This window comes from Clostridium sp. CF012, from assembly GCF_018861755.1.
In the GTDB taxonomy this organism is placed as follows: domain Bacteria; phylum Bacillota; class Clostridia; order Clostridiales; family Clostridiaceae; genus Clostridium_AD.
The window spans coordinates 12,417-32,919 of record NZ_JAHLEF010000045.1 but is presented as its reverse complement, the minus strand read 5'-3'; the positions used below and the strand labels follow the sequence as shown (position 1 = coordinate 32,919).

General features: G+C 29.1%; 20 protein-coding genes. 7 read left to right on the top strand and 13 right to left on the bottom strand.

What is annotated here, in order from left to right; translation table 11 throughout:
* Window positions 1-408: 408 nt before the first annotated feature.
* The 6 genes from KPL50_RS23890 to KPL50_RS23865 form a co-directional block, all read right to left on the bottom strand.
* Window positions 409-909: a hypothetical protein gene (locus tag KPL50_RS23890; RefSeq protein WP_216301004.1), complete on the bottom strand. Its 501-nt coding sequence runs from the start codon at window positions 907-909 to the stop codon at window positions 409-411.
* Window positions 910-985: 76 nt separating this feature from the next.
* On the bottom strand, window positions 986-2,458 hold the full coding sequence (locus tag KPL50_RS23885; protein WP_216301003.1) for a Trp family transcriptional regulator: 1,473 nt from the start codon (window positions 2,456-2,458) through the stop codon (window positions 986-988).
* Between the two features lie 375 nt (window positions 2,459-2,833).
* Window positions 2,834-3,526 carry a hypothetical protein gene (locus KPL50_RS23880; protein WP_216301002.1) on the bottom strand — a complete coding sequence of 231 codons (693 nt, stop codon included), beginning with the start codon at window positions 3,524-3,526 and terminating at the stop codon, window positions 2,834-2,836.
* 1,459 nt (window positions 3,527-4,985) lie between these two features.
* Window positions 4,986-5,273, bottom strand: a complete 288-nt coding sequence (locus KPL50_RS23875) for a CopG family transcriptional regulator (RefSeq protein WP_216195778.1) — start codon at window positions 5,271-5,273, stop codon at window positions 4,986-4,988.
* A 93-nt stretch (window positions 5,274-5,366) separates the two neighbouring features.
* Window positions 5,367-6,116, bottom strand: coding sequence for a ParA family protein (locus KPL50_RS23870; protein WP_216212531.1), 750 nt, complete (start codon window positions 6,114-6,116; stop codon window positions 5,367-5,369).
* 1,217 nt (window positions 6,117-7,333) lie between these two features.
* A complete protein-coding gene (locus KPL50_RS23865) occupies window positions 7,334-8,056 on the bottom strand; it encodes a hypothetical protein (protein WP_216212528.1) in 723 nt (240 codons plus the stop codon).
* 128 nt (window positions 8,057-8,184) lie between these two features.
* On the opposite strand from KPL50_RS23865, the gene KPL50_RS23860 reads away from it, so the two are divergent.
* The 6 genes from KPL50_RS23860 to KPL50_RS23835 all read left to right on the top strand — a co-directional run bounded on the left by KPL50_RS23860 (window position 8,185) and on the right by KPL50_RS23835 (window position 15,231).
* The gene (locus KPL50_RS23860; RefSeq protein WP_216212526.1) at window positions 8,185-8,430 is read left to right on the top strand and encodes a hypothetical protein; all 246 of its coding nucleotides are present in this window, start codon (window positions 8,185-8,187) and stop codon (window positions 8,428-8,430) included.
* 420 nt (window positions 8,431-8,850) lie between these two features.
* Window positions 8,851-9,258: a hypothetical protein gene (locus tag KPL50_RS23855; RefSeq protein ID WP_216301001.1), complete on the top strand. Its 408-nt coding sequence runs from the start codon at window positions 8,851-8,853 to the stop codon at window positions 9,256-9,258.
* 1,057 nt (window positions 9,259-10,315) lie between these two features.
* Complete coding sequence (locus KPL50_RS23850) at window positions 10,316-11,809, top strand: hypothetical protein (RefSeq protein ID WP_216212519.1); 1,494 nt, start codon at window positions 10,316-10,318, stop codon at window positions 11,807-11,809.
* A 119-nt stretch (window positions 11,810-11,928) separates the two neighbouring features.
* Window positions 11,929-12,723 (top strand): hypothetical protein, encoded by a 795-nt coding sequence (locus KPL50_RS23845; protein ID WP_216212516.1) that lies wholly within the window; start codon window positions 11,929-11,931, stop codon window positions 12,721-12,723.
* 39 nt (window positions 12,724-12,762) lie between these two features.
* The gene (locus tag KPL50_RS23840) at window positions 12,763-14,073 is read left to right on the top strand and encodes a hypothetical protein (protein ID WP_216212512.1); all 1,311 of its coding nucleotides are present in this window, start codon (window positions 12,763-12,765) and stop codon (window positions 14,071-14,073) included.
* A 294-nt stretch (window positions 14,074-14,367) separates the two neighbouring features.
* Window positions 14,368-15,231: a glucosaminidase domain-containing protein gene (locus KPL50_RS23835; protein ID WP_216212509.1), complete on the top strand. Its 864-nt coding sequence runs from the start codon at window positions 14,368-14,370 to the stop codon at window positions 15,229-15,231.
* A gap of 156 nt (window positions 15,232-15,387) precedes the next feature.
* On the opposite strand, the gene KPL50_RS23830 is transcribed toward KPL50_RS23835, so the two are convergent.
* The 6 genes from KPL50_RS23830 to KPL50_RS23805 all read right to left on the bottom strand — a co-directional run bounded on the left by KPL50_RS23830 (window position 15,388) and on the right by KPL50_RS23805 (window position 18,476).
* Complete coding sequence (locus KPL50_RS23830; protein ID WP_216212507.1) at window positions 15,388-15,600, bottom strand: DUF3006 domain-containing protein; 213 nt, start codon at window positions 15,598-15,600, stop codon at window positions 15,388-15,390.
* Window positions 15,601-15,748: 148 nt separating this feature from the next.
* Window positions 15,749-16,834 (bottom strand): ComEC/Rec2 family competence protein, encoded by a 1,086-nt coding sequence (locus KPL50_RS23825; RefSeq protein WP_216212504.1) that lies wholly within the window; start codon window positions 16,832-16,834, stop codon window positions 15,749-15,751.
* A 235-nt stretch (window positions 16,835-17,069) separates the two neighbouring features.
* Window positions 17,070-17,303 (bottom strand): DUF2922 domain-containing protein, encoded by a 234-nt coding sequence (locus KPL50_RS23820; RefSeq protein WP_216212501.1) that lies wholly within the window; start codon window positions 17,301-17,303, stop codon window positions 17,070-17,072.
* 64 nt (window positions 17,304-17,367) lie between these two features.
* Complete coding sequence (locus KPL50_RS23815; RefSeq protein ID WP_216212499.1) at window positions 17,368-17,595, bottom strand: DUF1659 domain-containing protein; 228 nt, start codon at window positions 17,593-17,595, stop codon at window positions 17,368-17,370.
* 106 nt (window positions 17,596-17,701) lie between these two features.
* Entirely contained in the window at window positions 17,702-17,863 is a 162-nt protein-coding gene (locus KPL50_RS23810; protein WP_216212496.1) for a YvrJ family protein, read from the bottom strand.
* 67 nt (window positions 17,864-17,930) lie between these two features.
* Window positions 17,931-18,476 carry a sigma-70 family RNA polymerase sigma factor gene (locus KPL50_RS23805; protein WP_216212493.1) on the bottom strand — a complete coding sequence of 182 codons (546 nt, stop codon included), beginning with the start codon at window positions 18,474-18,476 and terminating at the stop codon, window positions 17,931-17,933.
* Between the two features lie 598 nt (window positions 18,477-19,074).
* Between KPL50_RS23805 and KPL50_RS23800 the strand changes: the two genes are divergently transcribed.
* Complete coding sequence (locus tag KPL50_RS23800) at window positions 19,075-19,683, top strand: tyrosine-type recombinase/integrase (RefSeq protein WP_216212490.1); 609 nt, start codon at window positions 19,075-19,077, stop codon at window positions 19,681-19,683.
* A gap of 181 nt (window positions 19,684-19,864) precedes the next feature.
* Here the strand turns inward: KPL50_RS23800 and KPL50_RS23795 are convergent, their stop codons facing one another.
* Window positions 19,865-20,407 carry a GIY-YIG nuclease family protein gene (locus KPL50_RS23795; RefSeq protein ID WP_216212484.1) on the bottom strand — a complete coding sequence of 181 codons (543 nt, stop codon included), beginning with the start codon at window positions 20,405-20,407 and terminating at the stop codon, window positions 19,865-19,867.
* Window positions 20,408-20,503 lie beyond the last annotated feature (96 nt).

The following is a 20,503-nucleotide window of genomic DNA, read 5'->3' as shown; positions in this document are numbered from 1 at the left end:
ACCTACAAGTGCATATGATAACATTACAGATGGGCCTGTCCATAAAATTGTACTTTTTGAACCCATGAATAAACCTACACCAATTGTACCTCCCAAGGCAATCATCAGTATCTGACGGCTCGACAACCCCCGGTTTAATTCTCCCTTTTCCTTTTCCTTTTCCATTTACATTTCCTCCTTGTTTAGTTTGGTAGTGTAAATTTTTTTACACTACTTATTTGGTTTTTTCTTTATATATCAACGGTTTCAGAGTTTTTTAGACACAAAAAACAATGACCCACTTAATCGTTTGCTCCATCCCATAATTTTCTTTTAATCTCTTCTGATGTAATCATACTTATGCCTCCAAATATTTCATTTTTTTACACGCTTATGGCCGTTTTTGCTTCCATTACTATCTATAGTCCCTTACTTTCTATAATCACTAAGCTCCAAAACCGCACTTTCTTCACAATTCTCTTTCTGCATCTTACCTACTCTTTTCACCAAATCCTCTATTATTAAAATCATCTCATACTTACTATAATCTTTATCATCAAAGCCCTTTTCTTCTTCATAAACCTTTATATAAAGCTTCCTCGCATACTTCATCTGCTTATCTGTAGCTGGCTGCACTTTCTGCTTTTTAATTCGCTCTATAGTTTTAGACTTTTCTTTTTCTATTTTTTTATAAGCTCTCTCTTCAAACACCTTCTTAATATCATCTAAGAGCTCTTCATCTACATCAAATCGTTCATCAGTAATTCTCTTAACATACTGCAGCTTTCCTTCTACATTTTCAAATTTATCACTAAACCAATATTTATAAAGAGCAATAAAAGTATTATCCTCAGAAATATCGTTTAAAAAATTATTTATACTACCACTAATACTAAGCTTCCATTTTCGTTCTAAATCAGAATATAACATATTAATACCTCCCAAAGACCTCAAAAAAACCTTAAAGAAAAAGAAACAGGTTACACCCATAATCTTATCGGACGTTTCATGATACCAAACTATTTTGAAAATCTTCCTTTATTTTCTTGTAATATCTTTTTACTGTAGCTATTCCTATATTTAACATATTAGCAATCTCATTTTGGCTTAATCCTTTATCTTTCAATTCTTTTACTGCTATTATCTTATTTAATTTTTCTAATTCTCTTTTAGTTAACCCATCTTCATCTCTTCTTTTAACCTTATGATTCTGGTTATTTCTTCTCTTAATTTCTTTCCTATTAATAATAGTCTTAAGAAGCCTCATCTCTTCTTCAATAATATTTAAAAGACCTATAAGCGTTGTATTTTTATAGTTGTAACCCTTATATTTATATCCAGATCTGTTTTTTTTTTTAGCATCGCCATCTTTAATCTCAATTTTAAATTGCTCTACATCTTTTTTTTCTTTGTTTTCGAATTCATTCTCTAGCCACTCCTTATATGCTCTTTCTGCCTGCGCGGTTTGACTTCTAACTTCACTTTCAGGTAATGGACATATAAATCCTTTGTTAAACTCTAAAGTGTCCTCTAATGCCTTCTTAAGGTCATTAGTAAAACAACAGGCCCAGTATCTATATAAAAAACACATAAGCTCTCTTTGGCTTTTTTCTACTAATTCCCCGTTTTCATCCCTGCAGTATCCTTTTCTAAAATTCTGAATCTCTACTATGTCCATCAGCCTTGCATGGTGAAGACTATAAAGATTATATAGTTTGACAACCTTTGATTTTCTTCCACGTTTTTTTACACTTGGGTTTTTAACGTAATCATTTAGCTCCGGTAGATAATTCTCTTGAATATCTCGAAGCGAATATCTTTCTTCATTAAAAACTAATATCTCAGTTGCTTGTCCATTTTTTTGATTAATAGTTCCTGATAGTCTAGATACTCTAGCTGCATCAATTGATTTAGCATCCGCACCTATTTCTTTTAACTTCTCTAGAAAGAATTTTTGTACTGCATTCCAAAGAGGAAGAGCCATATATGGCACTGGTTCTATAAGCCAGTAAATAACTATCCCTTGACCTGAGATAACTATAAAACTAGGTGGTGGAACAGATTGTTTAAAATAATCTTTCTCAAGTAACCATATAATCTGCTCTGCACTTAACCCTTTGTATGCTTCTAATGTATAATAATCTAAATCTATAAATAAAGAATTTAATTTTCTTATATTTTCTATACGTCTCTTAGGTTTGTAAAAAGAATTAGGACTTAAATATATATTTGCATCTTTTACACCTATAACCTTACCTATATTTTCTTTAAGCTCGTCCACTTTGTAGTGATGCTGTATCCAGTTATTATCCTTTTTAAGGGCTATAGTTATGTATCCATCATCATTTTCATGCAAAGGATTTATTTGCATTTGAGCCCGGGATACCTCTAAACTATTAACCACAGCATCTATTGGCACTATAGTGAGCTTCCTTATAATCTCACTTAAGGCGTCAATGTGTATTTTCTCGGCCAACATAAAAAAGCCCTCCTATTTTTTAGTAACCCAAATAAGAGTGCTGCATTATACCAATTAAATACTTTATTTAACCTATACATATCTTGACTATTGTTAACAGATATATTAAACTATGTATATAAATTAAATAAAATATTTAAAGATATAACTTTCCTATTCGGGAAGTTATCAGGATTTATCAAACTCTTGAATTAAAGCGTCCAAACTTTTCATATTCAAGAGTTGTTTCATTTTTTGGAGATATAAACCCTGATTACTTTCTATTTGTAAATAATTGTATTTTTATTTTGTTTTTTGTAATTTTATATGTTTTAATTCTACTATGAATTACCTATAATTTCAAGTTTTTATAATATATAGTCAACTCTTATCAAATTATCGTTTATATTTGTTTACAAACTCCACTAGAGCCAGTGCTATAAGATCCTTTTGAGTTTCTTTTTGCCCCTTGCAAAACGAAACAAATTCATCAAGTACTATTTTATAAGCTTTTACACTTCTGCTTATAACCTCACCTTTGAGCATATGGTTGTTAAGATCTATTTCAGGTACATCTATTATATTCTCATTACCTTTTTTATTTTTATACCATTGAATCATTTCTTCAATTTCAGGATACTCACTTTTTATAGCATTTTTCACTGCTTCTGTAACTTCTGTTTTAACTACCACTGAAGTATTATTATTGTCTTTTTCAATGGGTGTTACCTTAGTGTTGCTTTGTAGTTCCTTAAGGAATGTTTCTTGGTAGTTCTTTTTTAATACCTGTTGTATATCCTTATTTTCAATTGGAGTTACTGTGGTATTACTAGATGATATTTCCTCTTTTCCCTCTGATATTTTAATTATATCATATAAAAAAGTAGATTTATTATATCCGATCCCGGTACCTTTAGTTGTTTCTATATAATCTTTTCTATTTATATCAAACGTAAATTTTATAAATTTATCCGTTGAAATTTTTTCTTCTTTATTCCTACTTTTATTTGCTATAGTATTTTTATTAAGATTCTCTGCTATTTCTATTAGCTTTTTAATAGGTAAATCTAATTTTTTGGCTTTACTCATCGCCCTATCCCACCTTATATGTAACACCTTGTAAACACTTTTGAGTTACTTGTAATTATATAATATCATAAAATTAAAATGTTATGTTTATTGATTTTATTTATATACTGCTAAAATAACTTTTTATTTATAATATTTCTTAGTGTTGCTTTGGTGTTGCTTTGGTGTTGCTTTGTAGTTGCTATATAAATGTTATTAAATAGTGTTTATTTATAGTTGCTTATAAACACCTCTTATATCCCTTTGTTTATAACAAATATAGTGTTGCTATCACTCTTTATAAACATGTCCGAATCTTAGCATAGGGCGCATATATCATTATATTAAATTTCTAATTACTACAAATGAAAATAAATAAGTTTTCCTGATTAAAAAAAATATTTTTTTATTTTTTTATTTGAATTTCTAAATTTAACTTGTCCGACCCGATAGGTGAGGGCCTTGGTGATCAGCTAAATTTAATACAAAATAAAAATTAATGCATATATAAAACTTATGCATCATAAAAGACCTTAGCCACCTTGTACTAGTTGTAGGTTCATCTCAACTTGTTCAAGGTGGACAAGCCCTGGGCTTGTCCATCGGCGGTGTACGTTTTTAGATTAAGTGGTATAGATTAAACTTTATATGCGTGCGAAGATCTAACTTGTTAATTTTAAGATTCTAGTGGGTCGTTAAATTTCGTATTAGAAATTTATCGAGCCACGGGTCTTTAGATTAATTGAAATCTCTGGGATAAAGGTTCCATCGATGAGCGCCTTGCAAGCGAAGAAATGGAATGCTTGTTTTGGTTTTTTGGAATCTTTTATGAATAATAATGCCCTTTCGTTAAAGGTCGCGGTGGTGGTGGCTGGAGCGAGCTTTATCGAAATGGCCGCGTAGACTTATGGTTTTTTTGATTATTTATATAGGATGATTAAATTAAGGGAAAGTTAAATTTAGCTAGAATCGATGCACGCCGTCGGGTACCCCAAAAAGGACTAGCTTTGGAATTAGAACCTCTTAGTTTGCCAGTGTTTGAGGGACGAAAACAATGGGAAGCTTAGAGAGTCTTATGCTGAAGCTTGTTCTTTTTTGGGTGACGGTATACGTGCCCAGATCTTGTCCTTCCAAATTCTCTATACTGGAAGTACTAATAGTATTATATTTAAAATAAAATAATTATAATGTTTCATAAAGTATATTAACATCAATATTAAGTTTCAAAAGAAAACCACAAAGACTAATTGTTTTTTTAATATTAGTATCGCGAAAACAAAAAATAAGACCTGCGGCGCAGCCGTAGGTCTTATTACCCCTGGGGGAAGGGGGATTATTTTTTTTGCTTTGGACAAGTTTACTGACTGCATATAAAACTAAATAGAAAGAATAATTTACATGTACCTTAATAGAATACAATACTTCTGAGAAGTGAGTAAGATTGTCCAAAGCTTCCTTGTCCCTAGAAGAGTGGCAGATGCTACTCTTCTAGTTTTAAATTGTTTAGACAATACTCAATCATAACATTTACTAATTCATTTCTACTATACCCAGATTTTTTACAAGTTTTATCAAGCTCTTTTAATTTATCAGGCTCCATATATACATTGAATACCTTCTTTCCTTTTTTATCATCAGTCTTCTTTTTTAAGACAAATGTAGTATCTATACTTTCACTTGCAACATTAGTATCTTCTACTGCTGCAGTTTTATTTTCATTATTAATATTTAAATTACTTTTTAAATTATTTTTAAAATTATTAGCCATTCTAACCACTCCTTATAAGTATTTGTATTACATAGTAATACTTAATACTAATACTATATATTAATATTAAATTTAGTATTTAACGTTAATATATTATTTAATACGGTTTAGTATTTCATAATATAGTTCGGTATAAGCCTTAGCGTGCTTATTACTGTATTCTTGTATAGTTTTATTCATCGCTGTAGCTTCTTTATACTTAACGCTATCATATATTATTGCACTGAATAAATCGTCTTTTAAAGCTTCCTCAGTTACCTCTGTAAACTGTCTACTAAACACAGTTCTTTTCTCAAACCTGTTCCTAAGTATTCCTATTAATTTCAGATCTTCTATAAGAAGATTTTCTTTTAGTTCATTTACAATTTTACTTACCATATTAAGCCCTTGTAATGCACTTGGACTGTTATCAATTATCTCCATATAGTAATTGCTCATGCATAAACTATTTTGCACCATCATACCTAAAAACGGAGAATTATCTATAATGATAAAATCATAGTCATGTGAAAAATTTTTATACTTAGATTTTAAAATATGTTCTGGACATTTTTTATTAAAAAGTTCTCTTTCCAATACACTACTTTCTATAGTGTTTGGAATAACATGGATATATTCATTATATTTTGCTATGCAATCACTAAACTCTACCTTGGAATTAGAATATAGATCATACATAGTAAATTTATTTTTAATATTTAGAATTTGAGATAAGCTACTTTGACTATCATTATCTATCAACAGTACTTTGTGTTTTTGATCTGCTATTGCGCCTGCTAAATTTATTGCTGTAGCTGTTTTGCCTACACCACCTTTAACATTAATCAATGAAATTATCGTCATATCCTCACCTCTTTATTTGTATTTACCTCCATCATATACTATCAATATTTACATGTAAATGTAATATATATGGTTAATATTATAGTCTAATGTCATAACATAATACTAATATATAATATTAGTATTAAATACTATTTTATAGTATTAACACTTAATACTAATATTTATATTATTATTAAAACTAATATTAAGTATTAATACTAGTAAAGTTTAATTTTAAAATATTATAACCCATCCTAGTGGATCTTTATAAAGATCAATGCCTAAGGTTATCCGTTCCTTGAGTACCCACGAGAACTTCCACAGCAAATACCACTTGTGGTAAAACCCTTAGAACACTAAACAATAAAGCTCGCGTTTTCATTAAAATAGCGTATTTAAAATTTAATTATTAATCGAAATTTACGTTTAGCTATTTTATGAGAAAACCGTTAGCTGTTGCGGTAATCTATATACTTAATGCAGCCACTAAACCATCTTTATTCTCAAAAAAAATAAAAAAGATTGTACTATAAACACTTAGTATAATGGGTATATAAATAAAATAAATATCTAGTTAGGATTTAAAACTAAATTGAACCTTGTTTTAAATCCTAACTAGTATCAATGTGTTTTTGGGATGATTGTATTAAGAAAAAAGAAAATAAGACCTGTTGCATAGCAATAGCTCTTGTTGCCCTTGTGGGAAGATGGAGCATTTTTTTTGCTTTGGACAAGTTTACTGACTGCTACCATAACTAACTAGAAAGATTATTGGAGGTATCTCAATAGAATATTTTACTTCTAGGCAGTGAGTAAGATTGTCCAAAGCTTCCTTTTATGGTGGAGCATTGAAAGTGCTTGTGCCACAACAGATTTTCGCATGAAGCATGAAGGAGAAAATCTGTTGTGGACTAGCCTTTGATTGCGACTCTAATTTAGAGTAATAATGGTATAATTAAATAAATTATTTGTATCGTTTCTGTATAAAATTGCGACAAATGAAGGATGAATAACAACACAATAAATAGTAATTTAAAGAGAAGATATTATGATCGAAATTATGTTATGCGGATGAGCCTTTGTCGTGAGGAGATGAAAGGCAAACAAGAGAACTTTATCAAAAAGTGTTCCAGTATTATAAATAGTAGTTTGATATTTTACTTGAATGAAAATAACAGAAGAATTCTGTAATGAGGTTATGGGCTCAAGCACCGCAACGTGATGCTTAAGCCTATTTATTTCTGGTGATGTTTATACTTCTCTGCAAATGGATCATAATCATCATGAACGGAATCTTCAGTTTGAAGTTCCATATCTAGAGCCTGAATTTCTGACAAAGACATTTTTTTTATTTCTTTAGAGGTCCTCCATTTTGGAGGACGGGAGATTAATTCTTCCTTTCGTTGCATGAGCCAGATATTTATATAATGTTCTTCTTCATACTGATCAATTTGAACACTATTGAGCTGCAAATTAGGTAGAACAGCATTTCCGTAGGCATCCTGTATAAAGAAATGATCTATTACAGGCACCATTGCAGTATCTAGAGCATGTAGAAATTCAATCTTTCGTTCAAATGTAAAATGCTCATATTGTGCTAATGAAATATCATAGAGCATTAGTACGTTTTTAAGAAAATAATTAATCTGATACTCATCCTTTTCTTTCATAAAATAAGGGTAATTATTTATTCTTAGTGAGGGTCTTGGTGCATTATCTTTTATTGAACATATGGAAAGATATATTTTCCCAGAAAGATATGCTGGATAGACATCAAGTTCTTCTGCAATGCTGTTTAGCAGATTTCTACTCATTTTCCCAGCATTTAAAGCTCTGCGGATGGTTCTATCAGTGTTTATGATTTTTTCATTTCTTCCAAGTTTTCGTATACTACTCTTTTTTTTCTTTAAGGTTTCCATGAAGAAATCTTTGTTAATGGGTACATAATTCGGATTCATTGTATTCACCTCTTTCTAAACCGCGGTCAAACTTAATAATTCGTCAACTGTTCGCGGTCATTATATCCGTGTATAATGATATTAGAAAGTCAAAATAATTGCAAGAAAAAAAGAAAAGGAGAAAAGATATGGAGAAAATAGTTCTAAAAGTAGATCGAGTAATGAAAGCAGGAAATGAATTTTTAGCAGGCGGTGTGAAGAACAACCTACCAAGCACTATTACAAAAGATAATGTGCTCCTTGCATTAATATTCATGATTGGTACAGTGTTCGTTGTTCATGATTTGACTAAACATAGCTATGGAGCAGATATAGAAACAGAGAATACGAAAGTTTCTTTCAAACCAAGAGAGTATTATTCACCGGCAGTTTAAAGCTGTCTGTGAAAAATTCATCACCTTGGGAGTTGCGCAGGGGGATAGTGAGCGAAATGGCCTCATAAAATCAAATATCAATAAAGCATATATTCTCATGACAAATTTACATCTTGAGAATTTTTCGTAAAAATTTCAAGTCTCCTGTAGGTGAACAAAACTTTATCCACATAATGTATGTAAAAAAAGCTTTATCAAATTCCAATTTATAGGGTTGAGATAACATAATTCAAAAATAATTTATGCCGAATTTTTCTTTTACTACGTCATAACTGAATACACGATTTTCCATAAGTCATTACATTTATATGTTAAATGAAGCATTGATTTATATAGATTATTAAGCGATTAAAATTTTGAATATATCATTTTATGTGATACTATCTCATAAAAAATATAGCACTTGAAAGGACTAAATTCATGGAGAAACAGCAACAAAACTGGCACCCTATCATTATGCTACCTATGATGTCTAAAATGATATCTGGTCAACTAGAAGAGGCTAAAGATCAATATGAAAATCTTTTGAAAGCGAACTCTAAACCATATGTTTTAAACGATGAAATAGTAGAAAGAGTTATTAAGGTATTTTCGGAGCAATTAGATTTCATATGTTTATATGAGAATCAAATATCCAAATGGCATACTGAAGAAACCTTAACAACTAATATTGAATCGTCTCTCGCTAAATCTCAAGTGCAGCTCCAAGAGCTTAGTAAAGTTATAACTAATATTTTAGCTCTAGCAGCTGAACTTAAAAATGGAACTATAGAAAAGGTAATGGGAAAAAGTGATCTGGAACTTGGAATAGACTTCTTTAAAAAATAATATCAGGTATATACACCTGATATTATTTTAATACGTTAAAAAGGACACCTGAACATTCCCTTATCAATTACCACTTGTGGTAAAAAACTTAGAAACATACATAATAAAGCTCGCGTTTTCATTAAAATAGCGAATTTAAATTTGATTTATTAGTTAAAATTTATGAGCAGCTGTTTTATGAGGAAACCGTTAGCTGCTGCAGGTAACCTCTAATTTTAAGATAGCCGCTACACTCTCCTTATTTCCAGGGAAAGAAAACAATGTTGTACTATCAAAATTCACTATACTGGCTATATAAATAAAGTAATAATTTATTTATTATTTAAAACTAAATCTAAAATTATTATGAAACATACAAATACAAAGATACAAAAAAATTCAAGTTTGTTTTAAGCTATATATGGGTTGTTAAGCATTTAGTTAAATTTAACTAAGTAATTGCAGCCTTGAATATATCTATTTATATGATATATCTGGGATCATGAATGTAATATATTTAATCATAATTACTGTAAAAATAATTACCACTGAGAGAAGTGGTAATTATTTTTTTTGCTTTGGACTAGTTTACTGAAATAATTGTAATGAAGAGAAGAATCAACGGAATGGAGATTCTTTGAGTAAGATTGTCCAAAGCTTCCTTGGCTGCAAAGGAATACACACTGGAATAGGCGCAGTGATAAAAAAACAAATTTACCCACAGAGCTCTTCTTCTTGGATTTATTTTTTTATGACTGCTCCTTTAATACTTTATAGTAATATCATTAGTAAATGTGGTGTTACTTCAACAAAAAAACTGTTAATCAATAAGTGTAATTGTGTTTTATTAGATCATAGTCTGAACAATATAATGCCAGACAGATAACTTTTGTAATCACATAAATCATGTTTGATGTGATTTTCAATATGATACTTAATAAAAATGTATATTTGTTATTTATACATTTCTTCTATTTTTTAGTGTATAGTAAGCTTTATTATAAAGATTATAAGCTATGTCGGATTTTCTTAAAAAGAACTATCAAATAGGATATATTATTTTATAGGAAGTGATAAGTTGGACATTATAGATATTAAAAATGAAATTAAAAATTCAAATAATATATTTGATGTATATATTAACATTTATCATGCAATTGATAAATGTGAGATAAAAATTATTAGAGCCGTTGTAGACAGAAATGAAGAAAAGTATGTATCTTATAGTCTAAATATATACGCACGTTTTATTAGTGATGATTTTAATATAACAATTTCAGAGACTAACAAAAGTATTCTTATAAAATTTATAGAAGCCTCAACGACTGAATCTGACTTTTATTTAAGGACATACGTCTTATTTAAGGAAATTGATAAAGTCTTTGGTGATAAGGATATCTTAAATTCAAAATGTAATAAAAACATAGGTATGGGCGGGTTAAGTTTAACTGGTAAAAAAACAGAAAAAATAAAACCTCTGAATAGCAATAAAACTTATAATAAAGGATATGTTTATCATTTCAATCATGATAATGTACTGAACTATAATGAACATAAGTATAGGACTCAAAGTAAGGTTAATGCTTCTATTGAAGGTACCATTAAAAATATATTTGTATATAAATCTGAAGATAGAAAAGATTATAACATAGTGCTTAGTTCTCTAACCTCTCAACATTTTAATAAAAAATTAAAAAAATATGAAAACAATCTAAAAATCGCAATAGTGCCATTTATAAATGGCCAAGATTATCTGATTTTGGATAAAGAGAAAGAAAAACAAGGATTTTATGTTAATGGTGTTAATTTTGAAAATGAATATAAAGAAAAGCTACTAACTATAATTAAGGAATTAAATGAAAAAGAAGTTAATATAGTTGTATTTCCTGAAATGGTTATGACAAAATTAATGATAGACGAACTAAAAAAATTTTTGAAGGAGAATAAAAATTCCTTTCTTATTATAGCAGCTGGCACAGTGTGGGAAAATGGTGTTAATTATTGCAAATTGATTATTGGAGATGGAAATGAAATTATAAAACAAGAAAAATGCAACCCATTTCATTCGCAAAATGGATGGGAGAAGTTAGGTACTATTGAACTTCTTAATTTGGATAAAAGAATTATTAACATCATTGATATACCTAATTTTGGCAGATGCGGTGTTGCTATTTGTGTGGATTACATAACTGAGCATTATCAAAAAATATTAAAAGATATGAATACAGGTATAATATTTAGTCCTACTTATACACCTAGCATAGAACGATTTGAAGATTTTTCTAAAAATTTCACATCATATAATACCGCAACATTAATGTCAAATGCTTGTTGTATGAGAAATCTTGCAGCTAAAAAAAATGACGACAATAATTTAGAAGAAATAAGTGTATCTTTTGTAGAAATCCCCGGGTTAAAGAGGGAAACCTTTATTAAGTGTAAAGAATGTTCTGATTCATGTATTAAAAATTATACAGCAGCATGTTACTTTATAATAAATTTGCCTTATAAAGATGTTAATTCTAACAATTCATATTGTAATATTAAAAAAAAAATGATAAAATACGGTTAAACGAATAATAAATGAACTAAAAGTGAACTATATTAATATAATATTAGTATAGTAATGCTTGAGACAGTTTGAAAATAAGTATTAAACCTTTTTGGATTTAATAAGGAGGATAATTTATTATGATGAAGAATATTGATTATGAAAGATATTTTAATGGATTAAAAAATAACAATGTAGATGAACTAAATGAATTTACTGCTGAGTTCACAAATAATTTGTTAACTAATTACATTAAAGGTGAATTTGATAAAGTAAAATCAACAATTGACTCATATTCAGAAACCAGAGAAAGATTTGATGACGAACTTGATATAGAAAGAAACACCAGTTATTATTATGGTTTTTTATATGCTAATGAATATATACTAAGCAATATACTAAATGAAACAGAGCAGATAGAAAAAAGTTTTATTAAATTTGATTCAAAAAAACATGTAAGAAATATGTTTTTATATATAGATAAAAAGGGGTTCGTAACTCATAAGGATCTTTCAGAATATCTTGATATAAGCAAAAGTCAGCTTTCAAATATTGTGAAAGAACTCGGCAATTCTAATGAAAAACTAATGTATAAAGAAAAATTAGGTAAAAATATTTTTTACTCCTTATGCATAAGAGGGAAAGCTTATTGCGAAATGCTAAAAAAGCGCAGTGAAAATTTAAGCATAGAAGAAATTATTCGAAAAGTGTCAGAGGCTTTTATTTGCGGTCAAAAACCTCTGGAAAAAGACTCCGTATTTGTTTACAATGCTATTGAAAAAATTATGGAAGAAATGAAAATGAAAAAACAAACAGAAAATAAATATATTGATTTTACACAACATTTAAGAAGCTATCCTACAAAACATTTCGCTAATAAAATTATTGAATATAAAGAAGAAACACTTTATTATGATACACGACAAATTGTATAATGTTTTTATTTATAAGTAATAATAGAGGGAGTAAAACAAATGCAAATGGAAGAAATTATAAAAAAAATTTCAATAATAGAAAAACCTTTTTCAAAAAGGTTTTTTCTTGAATTTATTGGAACTGGAGAAGAATTATCAGAGTGTATTAGTAAAAAAATAATAAATTTTAAAGGTGAATTATATTCTTTAAATAAAAAAAATGATCAACAGTTAAAAATAGACAGTTCTTTTACAAAAGTATTTTTTGAAAGCATTTATAAATCTTTGGATAAGTTAATGATTCATAAATATAAGGATCTCATTTTAAACAAAGACATTTTATTAAAACTAATTCGCCATTTTAATAAAGAAGAAGAATATTCAAAAGTATTAAATATTCTTCTTCCTAATATAAAAAAAACAATCTATTGGGGAGAAAGACTGTTGATACAAAAATTACTTATCAATATTAATACAATAAAAAAAGAATTAAGTATTGATGAATATGAGAATGTAAGGTTTTATACATTATATGCAAAAATAATTCCTTTCATTGAAAATCAAAACTTATCTGAATTAGAAAATGAATTTGAACATTTTTTAAAAGAAATTAAATCAAAGAAATTAAAAGTAGAACTTCTCAATTTATATGGAATCTTTTATATCAACCATGGGAAATCAGAAAAACTAGATTTGGATAAAGCCGAAACTTGTTTCAATAAAGGAATTGAATTATGTACAGATGATTGTGTAAAATTAAGACTTCTTCAAAATAAAGCTAGCATATTAAAAACAGAAAATAAAAGTGAATCATTAAAACTTCTTCAAGAAGGAGAAGTTTTAATTACTAGTAATATAGATGAATATGATGTAGCTAAATTTTATTTTAATTACGCTTTAATTTTATATGAAAATGATGATGATAGATTTCAAAGCATTCTATCTAAAGCAAGGACATATGCTAACAATAAATATCCAGATATAGAATTATTAATATATGAATTCACATCAAATATATTTTTAAATAAAGCTGATTTTGACGGATACTTTAATTCAATATCCATATGTTTGTTTTTATCTTTTAGGTTATATTCTGTTTTTTTTAAGAATATAATTTTTAATATTCTTAAAACCATTATTAAATATGAAAATAATTATAGCAATGTAATTATTGAAGGAATTTCTAAAGTTAAAAAAATTTTGTTAACAATGCACTTTAAAAATGAATACTATTTATTTAAAACTTTAGGATTATATTTAGAAGAAAAAGACATAAATAATGAAAAATATAAAGAATCTAAAAATAATATAAAAAATATCTCTTTACAAAAAATTTTAGATGATGTAATAGTTAAAATAGATAATTTATAGTATAAATTATTTAATATAATAAGATATTATATTGCATCAAAAGGATCCATTCAAAATCGTAATTGCTCAGTTAAATTTAACTAAGTGCTTAACAACACATATAACCCAATGCTTTAATAAAAAATTACTAACTTTCAATAGTTAGTAATTTTTTTTAATTAAAACAAAATCCGAAGGTAAATCAATTGCTATTGTGTTCCCTTCGCTTTATATAATAAAATAATTTCCCACAAAATCTAAAAACCTCTCCCTTCCTCCATATATATAAGTAAAACCCTAAAGGAGGAATCACTAATGGACAAAACCCAAATAATAGAAAGTCTAATCCCAGGAGCTTTACTATCCTATGAAAAATACAATATCCTACCCTCATTAACAATAGCTCAAGCCATACTAGAAACAGGCTGGCTGCAATATGTTAAAGGTAATAACATCTTTGGTATCAAATGGACAGAAGGTTGTGGATACGAAGTTCAAGAATTTAATACTCATGAATTTATAAATGGAGTAAGCACTCCCATGGTGTGTGAGTTTAGAAAATATGATACTCTTGAAGACAGTATTCTGGACCATGGAAAGCTTTTAAACTTTAACAGGTACAAATCTGTAATAACATCTAAAGACTACAAGGAAGCTTGCCAGAACGTCTATAACTCAGGGTACTGTACTGACGAGGAGTACCCTGAAAAACTAATAGCTATAATTGAGCAAAATAAACTTTATTTTTATGACTGCGCTCCTAGATCTGAAATCACTGAAAACATAACTGATGAAAATATTAAATATCTACAAAAATGTTTAAACTCTATGAAAATAAAAGATATAAATAATAATGTTTTAGTTGTAGACGGAACCAGTGGTCCATTAACCATAGGTACTATTAAAAAGCTCCAGCAAATACTTAACCTTTCTATCGATGGTATATGTGGACCTGAAGTATTATCTGGAGTTAAAACTATTATGGAAAAACCTCTATGTAGCGTCGAGGCTACGGAATATAAAACAGCTATAAGATATATCCAATGGAGAACAGGTAGCGCTATCGATGGTATTTATGGAAATGAAACTGCAGAGCTTGTTAAAGAATATCAACAAACCAATAGCTTAGTTATTGATGGAATTGTCGGTAACGGTACTTGGCAAAGCTTACTCTCTTAAACCTACAATAATATATGTAAATATTTATTGTAGTAATTAACTATCTACAAACTTATTCTATGTAACACAAATATTAAAAGTAGCTAAGATTAATCTTAACTACTTTTTCATTTTTTTATTCTATAAGATCGTTTTAGATTATACTTAGGTTTTTCTTTACTCCCATAAATCATCAGTTAATACCTGGATATCTCTATGTTTTTTTTCAGTTTCCTCTATATCAATAATAATCATATTGTTATCAAGAACAAGTACATCGCCCTCTTTAGCCTCAAAAGGCAAGTCGATACTGTTAATATCCATCATAGTTTTATCTTCTTTTTCACACACAGCATATGAACCTTCAAATCTATTAATAATTACTTTCATGATATATTCTCCTTTTAATATCTAATGATAAGTGCCTCTAAATCAACTTGTTTTTCCTTAAATACATATATTTTAAATATACTACCGCGTTCCATATAGGGCTGGAAATATGCCCTATATTTCACTTGGTACGTCTATAGTTCTGATCTCATTGTGGTGGTTTACATCTACTACATGGAGTTAATCCTTTTGATTTTGCATCACTTAAGCTTATTGGTATTTTACTTTTACTTAAAGATGAGCAACCATCTACATGGTATTTGGTTCCCGTTTTACTAGCATATACAGTTACACTCTGATCTTGACTAGAAGATTGTGTTGTTGTGGTTTTTGTAGCCCCTGAGTCTATGCCATTATAACTACCTTGAATAGTATTAAACTTCACACTATTACCATCACTTGTGGCTACTATAGTTCCATTCTCATCAGTTCTATAAACCGCTATCCCCTTGGCCTTTAGTCTATTCATAGTATTTTGTGCAGGATGCCCATAGCTATTTCCTTGACCAACACTTATCACAGCGTACTTAGGGTTTACTTTATCTAAAAAACCTTGACCTGTAGAAGATTTACTTCCATGATGCCCTACCTTAAGTACTGTTGCTGATAGATCTAGCCCTTTTGATAACATTTGGCTTTCTGAAACAGCTTCTGCATCTCCGGTTAGTAAAAATGATGTATTTCCAAAAGTAACTTTTACAACTATAGAATAATCATTTGGATCCTCATAGTCAGATCCATTGGGCGCTAATATTGTAATAGTAGCCTCCCCTATTTTAAATGTACTACCTACCGATGGCGCTGTTAATTTTAGACCTTTGTTTTTCACTGCACTTACAAAATCTTTAAAAGTATTAGTAGTTGACGTCTGTTTTGGAAAAAACACTTTTCCTACTTGAAATGAATTTATAATATAGTCCATACTTCCGATGTGATCCTCATGTACATGAGTACCAACTACGACATCTAGAGATTTAACGCCTTGACTATTTAAGTAACTTTTAATAGTTTGATCATCACCGTTATTTCCTGCATCAATAAGCATATTTGAATTGCCTTGTTGTACTAAAACACTATCCGCCTGGCCTACATCTATAAAGTGAACTTTAAGTTCGCCTGCCCCTACTACACTAGACATAGCAGCAGTATTTTTAGGCGTACTTGTGCAGCCAATTAAGCCAAAAATAAGGAATAACCCCAAAACAAAAATTAGATTTTTTTTCATGTTTTTCATTTTAAGCCCCTTGTAATATATTTGTATCTCTATAATCTCTGTATCTTTATCGATATCTATGCCAATCTCTTTGAAACCTCTTCACAATTTCAATTTTAAATTAATATAAAATAATAAAAGCGTAACTACTTAATATTATATAACAAAACCAAATAAAAAAAAGATTCCACCAAGTTAATCCTTAGTGGAATCTTCATCACCTCAAGTGATAATTTTACAGCTCTGCAAGAGATGACTATGCTACTGTAATTGTATTTGTATCAGTAGTAACTATTTTAGCATCTTTCTTGCCAGTTAAATCACCACTAGTTGATAGAAAAATGTTTTTTGCAATAACTAAATCCATAAGAGCATTTACCTCAGCTTCTGTTATAGTAGGTCCCTTATCATCAGCTTTAATGTCATCTACACTTAACGTAAAATATTTACCCTCAATAGTAGTTAAAAATCTCATAACTAATTTATTCATATAATTTTTCCCCCTTCAAATTGTTTAATTTTGGTTTTCTAGATTTTAAGCTTCTTATTTAAACTTACTTTTCTGTAACTAGGCTATACTGATCTTGTCTATCTATTCCAACCAATGGATAAGTTTTGATCTTAGAGATAGCTTGTCCTACTGCGAAAATATCCGCATCCGCTGCATTAACTTTTACATTACCTAGGCTTTTTGTTGCAAATTCATCTTTGCCATTCTCGTCTATACCTGTTTTCATTGTAAGTTTTAAAATACTTGATACCTTTGTTGATATAACGGCCATGTTTAATCACTCCTTTTATTTTGTTTTCACTTAATATATATGCCCTTTTAAGAATTTCTGCAGATTATTTTAAAATAAAAAATAAGGATACCTAAATCAGGAACCCTTATTTTTCAGATTTACCTATAACAGTGGATATAACTACAGCTAAATCCGAGATAGATTTATTGAGATCCTCAATTTTCTTCTCAAATCTAACTAGTAGGTATATCGTCACACCTATAGGGAAGCCAACTGTATTAACCAGTTTAACAAATGCATCAAACATTCTGCACCCCTCCCCTCACCATTACAGATAATATATATGCTCTTTAAAAGCATTTTCTATAAATTACTTATATATATTTTCTAAGTTTCTTTAAGGCCTTGCTTTTACCCCTTAACAAGTTATTATAACTCTGGCTACTATCACAAGCTATTTCCTTAAGAGTATCCTTAACGAAGTAAAATCTTTCAACTATGGACCTTTCAGATAGATCCAACTTTTCTAAGGCGCAATAAAGCCTTTTAACCTCATCGTAAGCTATAATTTCATCCTCTAATGTGAATTTATACCCTGCAGCTGCACTAGTGCTTATAGGATCTGCATTTGGAACTTCTCTATAGTGTTTTATCTTTCCTTTTAGAAGAGCATTAAAATTGGTTTTAATAGAATTTATACAATAGCCATCAAAAGTGTTTTTACCAAGGGTATAAAGATTAACTGCTTTTATAACTGAAAGATATCCCTGCTGCACCAAATCTTCAAATTCATAAGAAGGTATATGGTAAGTGGCTGCTAACTTAATTATCAAAAACTTGTATTTCTCAATAATGACCATCAAAGATTTTCTATCCCCATTTTTTGCTTTCTCAACTAAAATTTCCAGTATAAACACCATCCTTTTTATTTCATATGCTTATTATACATAATTTTGAATATTTGTTAAATAATTTTTTTATTTTTTTTAATCACTTTAAAACTGATGTTTTAAAAATAACAATAATTAAAAAATAAGTTTCAAATAATAATTCCAAATAATGTATTTACATATATTTCCTATTATTCTTCTATGGTAACACTCTTTCTAATCTGACACAAGCACCTTGTGTCAGATAACAAATGGCTTAGAACCTAGCTTTGTAAAAAATAGTCAATTCCCAGTTTTCTCTAATCTGACATATTGACTATTTTTCAAATATTGTGTAATATATAAATTGGGAATTCTAATATATGACAAGGTATGATATAAAAACAAGTTGAAAACCTAATATATACGACGGCGTTTAACAAATTAAGCTATAAACTAAGCGTATGTTAAATGTTTAACTACGTTTAGCCCCTAGGCCCTTCTACTTAAAGGGTTAACGGTACATACCATAACAAAAAGAAAACGTTGTCTTAGAACGAAAATCTCCCACTAAAATCGTTAATATTGTATAACAAAAGGGCTAAATAACTTCTAAAATGAAAAAAACAAAGAAAGGATAATAAAAAAAATGAAAACTGTAGAACCTATAAGAGATCTACGAACCATAAGAAGTATGAGAACATATTTAAGAGATCAAAGTCTTCGCAACGAACTACTATTTATTCTTGGAATAAATGTTGGCCTTCGAATAAGTGATATTTTAAAATTAACCTTTGATGATGTCCTGAACTTTAAGACCATGAGCGCTAAAGAATATGTAATCATCACAGAAAAGAAAACCTCAAAAACCAAAAAGTTTTACATAGGAACCATCGTAAGTAAACTAATTGAAGGTTATGCTGCTACACTAAAAGAAGTGTTACCAGATATGTATGTATTCTGTAGTAAAAAATCAGAAAACAAACCAATATCTCGCCAGCATGCCTGGTATATATTAAATAACGCTGCAGAAATGATAGGAATAGTTGAAAGGGACTATACCGGAAAAATAATGTCCGGAGAAATAGGTACCCATACGATGAGGAAGACGTTTGGTTACCATGCATATACCAACGGAACAACTATAGAGCTGTTAATGGATATATTTAATCATTCCTCTAAAACACAAACTTTAAGATATATAGGTATAACAGAAGATCAGAAAAAGGATGTTTATATGAGCAGCAACTTGGGATAACTAGGGCGTTTGCATTAATGCAAGACCGTCACTTAAAAACCTCAAATGAAATAAATCCTTCATGTTAAATATGAAGGATTTATTTCATAAAATTTCAGTAAAATATATTTTAAAATTCATTCCTCAATAAATGTTTTATCTAAAAGAATAGTCTATAAATTTATCATGTTGTAAGGCTGCATCATCTGGTTCTTAACCGAGATAACTCTTTCCTAAAATCCCTATTCTTTTCACTCTTATTATCTTTTAAATTTAAAGGTGGTTCATAAGTGTTAATCAAATATATTTCAAATTCCATAGGATTATCAATTGTAACAAAATGCATTATCAAGTTATCTTTCATCCATTTTGATAATTTTTCCTCATGTTCATCAATAAACTTATACTTTAAATTATTTGTCTCACTCTCATATTCTTTTTCAAAACTAAACAGCACTCCCAAGCTTTTTCGTAATGTAGAGCTTCTAGCTTTTCCATTAAAATGATTTCTATAATCACGCTTTCTTATACTTTTTACCCTTGAAGTTGGTCTACCAGCGATCCCTACATAAATAACTGGTAATCCATTAACATACGTATATTCTAATTCTTTCATTGTCGCTGGTAAAACATCAGTATCTCTTGCGCATATTAGATAAGCTCCTGCTTCATCCGGTAATTTAGTTGGCGTGTCTATTGTAGGGATAAAAGTATTTTCTAATAATTTATTTAATAACTCTTTCAAATTGCCACTCAGCCTCCTTTATGGTCGCAACCTGTACAATTTATCTGATTTGTTTATAAGTCGAGTAGGTAGGGAGCCTTACGGCTCCTTTCCCCT

Excerpts from the sequence above, each read along its gene's own strand:
- KPL50_RS23815 (WP_216212499.1), bottom strand. The coding sequence starts at position 17,595 with ATGGCCGTTATATCAACAAAGGTATCAAGTATTTTAAAACTTACAATG.
- KPL50_RS23835 (WP_216212509.1), top strand. The coding sequence starts at position 14,368 with ATGGACAAAACCCAAATAATAGAAAGTCTAATCCCAGGAGCTTTACTA.
- KPL50_RS23805 (WP_216212493.1), bottom strand. The coding sequence starts at position 18,476 with ATGGTGTTTATACTGGAAATTTTAGTTGAGAAAGCAAAAAATGGGGAT.
- KPL50_RS23875 (WP_216195778.1), bottom strand. The coding sequence starts at position 5,273 with ATGGCTAATAATTTTAAAAATAATTTAAAAAGTAATTTAAATATTAAT.
- KPL50_RS23855 (WP_216301001.1), top strand. The coding sequence starts at position 8,851 with ATGGAGAAACAGCAACAAAACTGGCACCCTATCATTATGCTACCTATG.
- KPL50_RS23890 (WP_216301004.1), bottom strand. The coding sequence starts at position 909 with ATGTTATATTCTGATTTAGAACGAAAATGGAAGCTTAGTATTAGTGGT.
- KPL50_RS23820 (WP_216212501.1), bottom strand. The coding sequence starts at position 17,303 with ATGAATAAATTAGTTATGAGATTTTTAACTACTATTGAGGGTAAATAT.
- KPL50_RS23830 (WP_216212507.1), bottom strand. The coding sequence starts at position 15,600 with ATGAAAGTAATTATTAATAGATTTGAAGGTTCATATGCTGTGTGTGAA.
- KPL50_RS23860 (WP_216212526.1), top strand. The coding sequence starts at position 8,185 with ATGGAGAAAATAGTTCTAAAAGTAGATCGAGTAATGAAAGCAGGAAAT.
- KPL50_RS23880 (WP_216301002.1), bottom strand. The coding sequence starts at position 3,526 with ATGAGTAAAGCCAAAAAATTAGATTTACCTATTAAAAAGCTAATAGAA.
- KPL50_RS23885 (WP_216301003.1), bottom strand. The coding sequence starts at position 2,458 with ATGTTGGCCGAGAAAATACACATTGACGCCTTAAGTGAGATTATAAGG.
- KPL50_RS23810 (WP_216212496.1), bottom strand. The coding sequence starts at position 17,863 with ATGTTTGATGCATTTGTTAAACTGGTTAATACAGTTGGCTTCCCTATA.
- KPL50_RS23840 (WP_216212512.1), top strand. The coding sequence starts at position 12,763 with ATGCAAATGGAAGAAATTATAAAAAAAATTTCAATAATAGAAAAACCT.
- KPL50_RS23800 (WP_216212490.1), top strand. The coding sequence starts at position 19,075 with ATGAAAACTGTAGAACCTATAAGAGATCTACGAACCATAAGAAGTATG.
- KPL50_RS23865 (WP_216212528.1), bottom strand. The coding sequence starts at position 8,056 with ATGAATCCGAATTATGTACCCATTAACAAAGATTTCTTCATGGAAACC.
- KPL50_RS23870 (WP_216212531.1), bottom strand. The coding sequence starts at position 6,116 with ATGACGATAATTTCATTGATTAATGTTAAAGGTGGTGTAGGCAAAACA.
- KPL50_RS23825 (WP_216212504.1), bottom strand. The coding sequence starts at position 16,834 with ATGAAAAACATGAAAAAAAATCTAATTTTTGTTTTGGGGTTATTCCTT.
- KPL50_RS23845 (WP_216212516.1), top strand. The coding sequence starts at position 11,929 with ATGATGAAGAATATTGATTATGAAAGATATTTTAATGGATTAAAAAAT.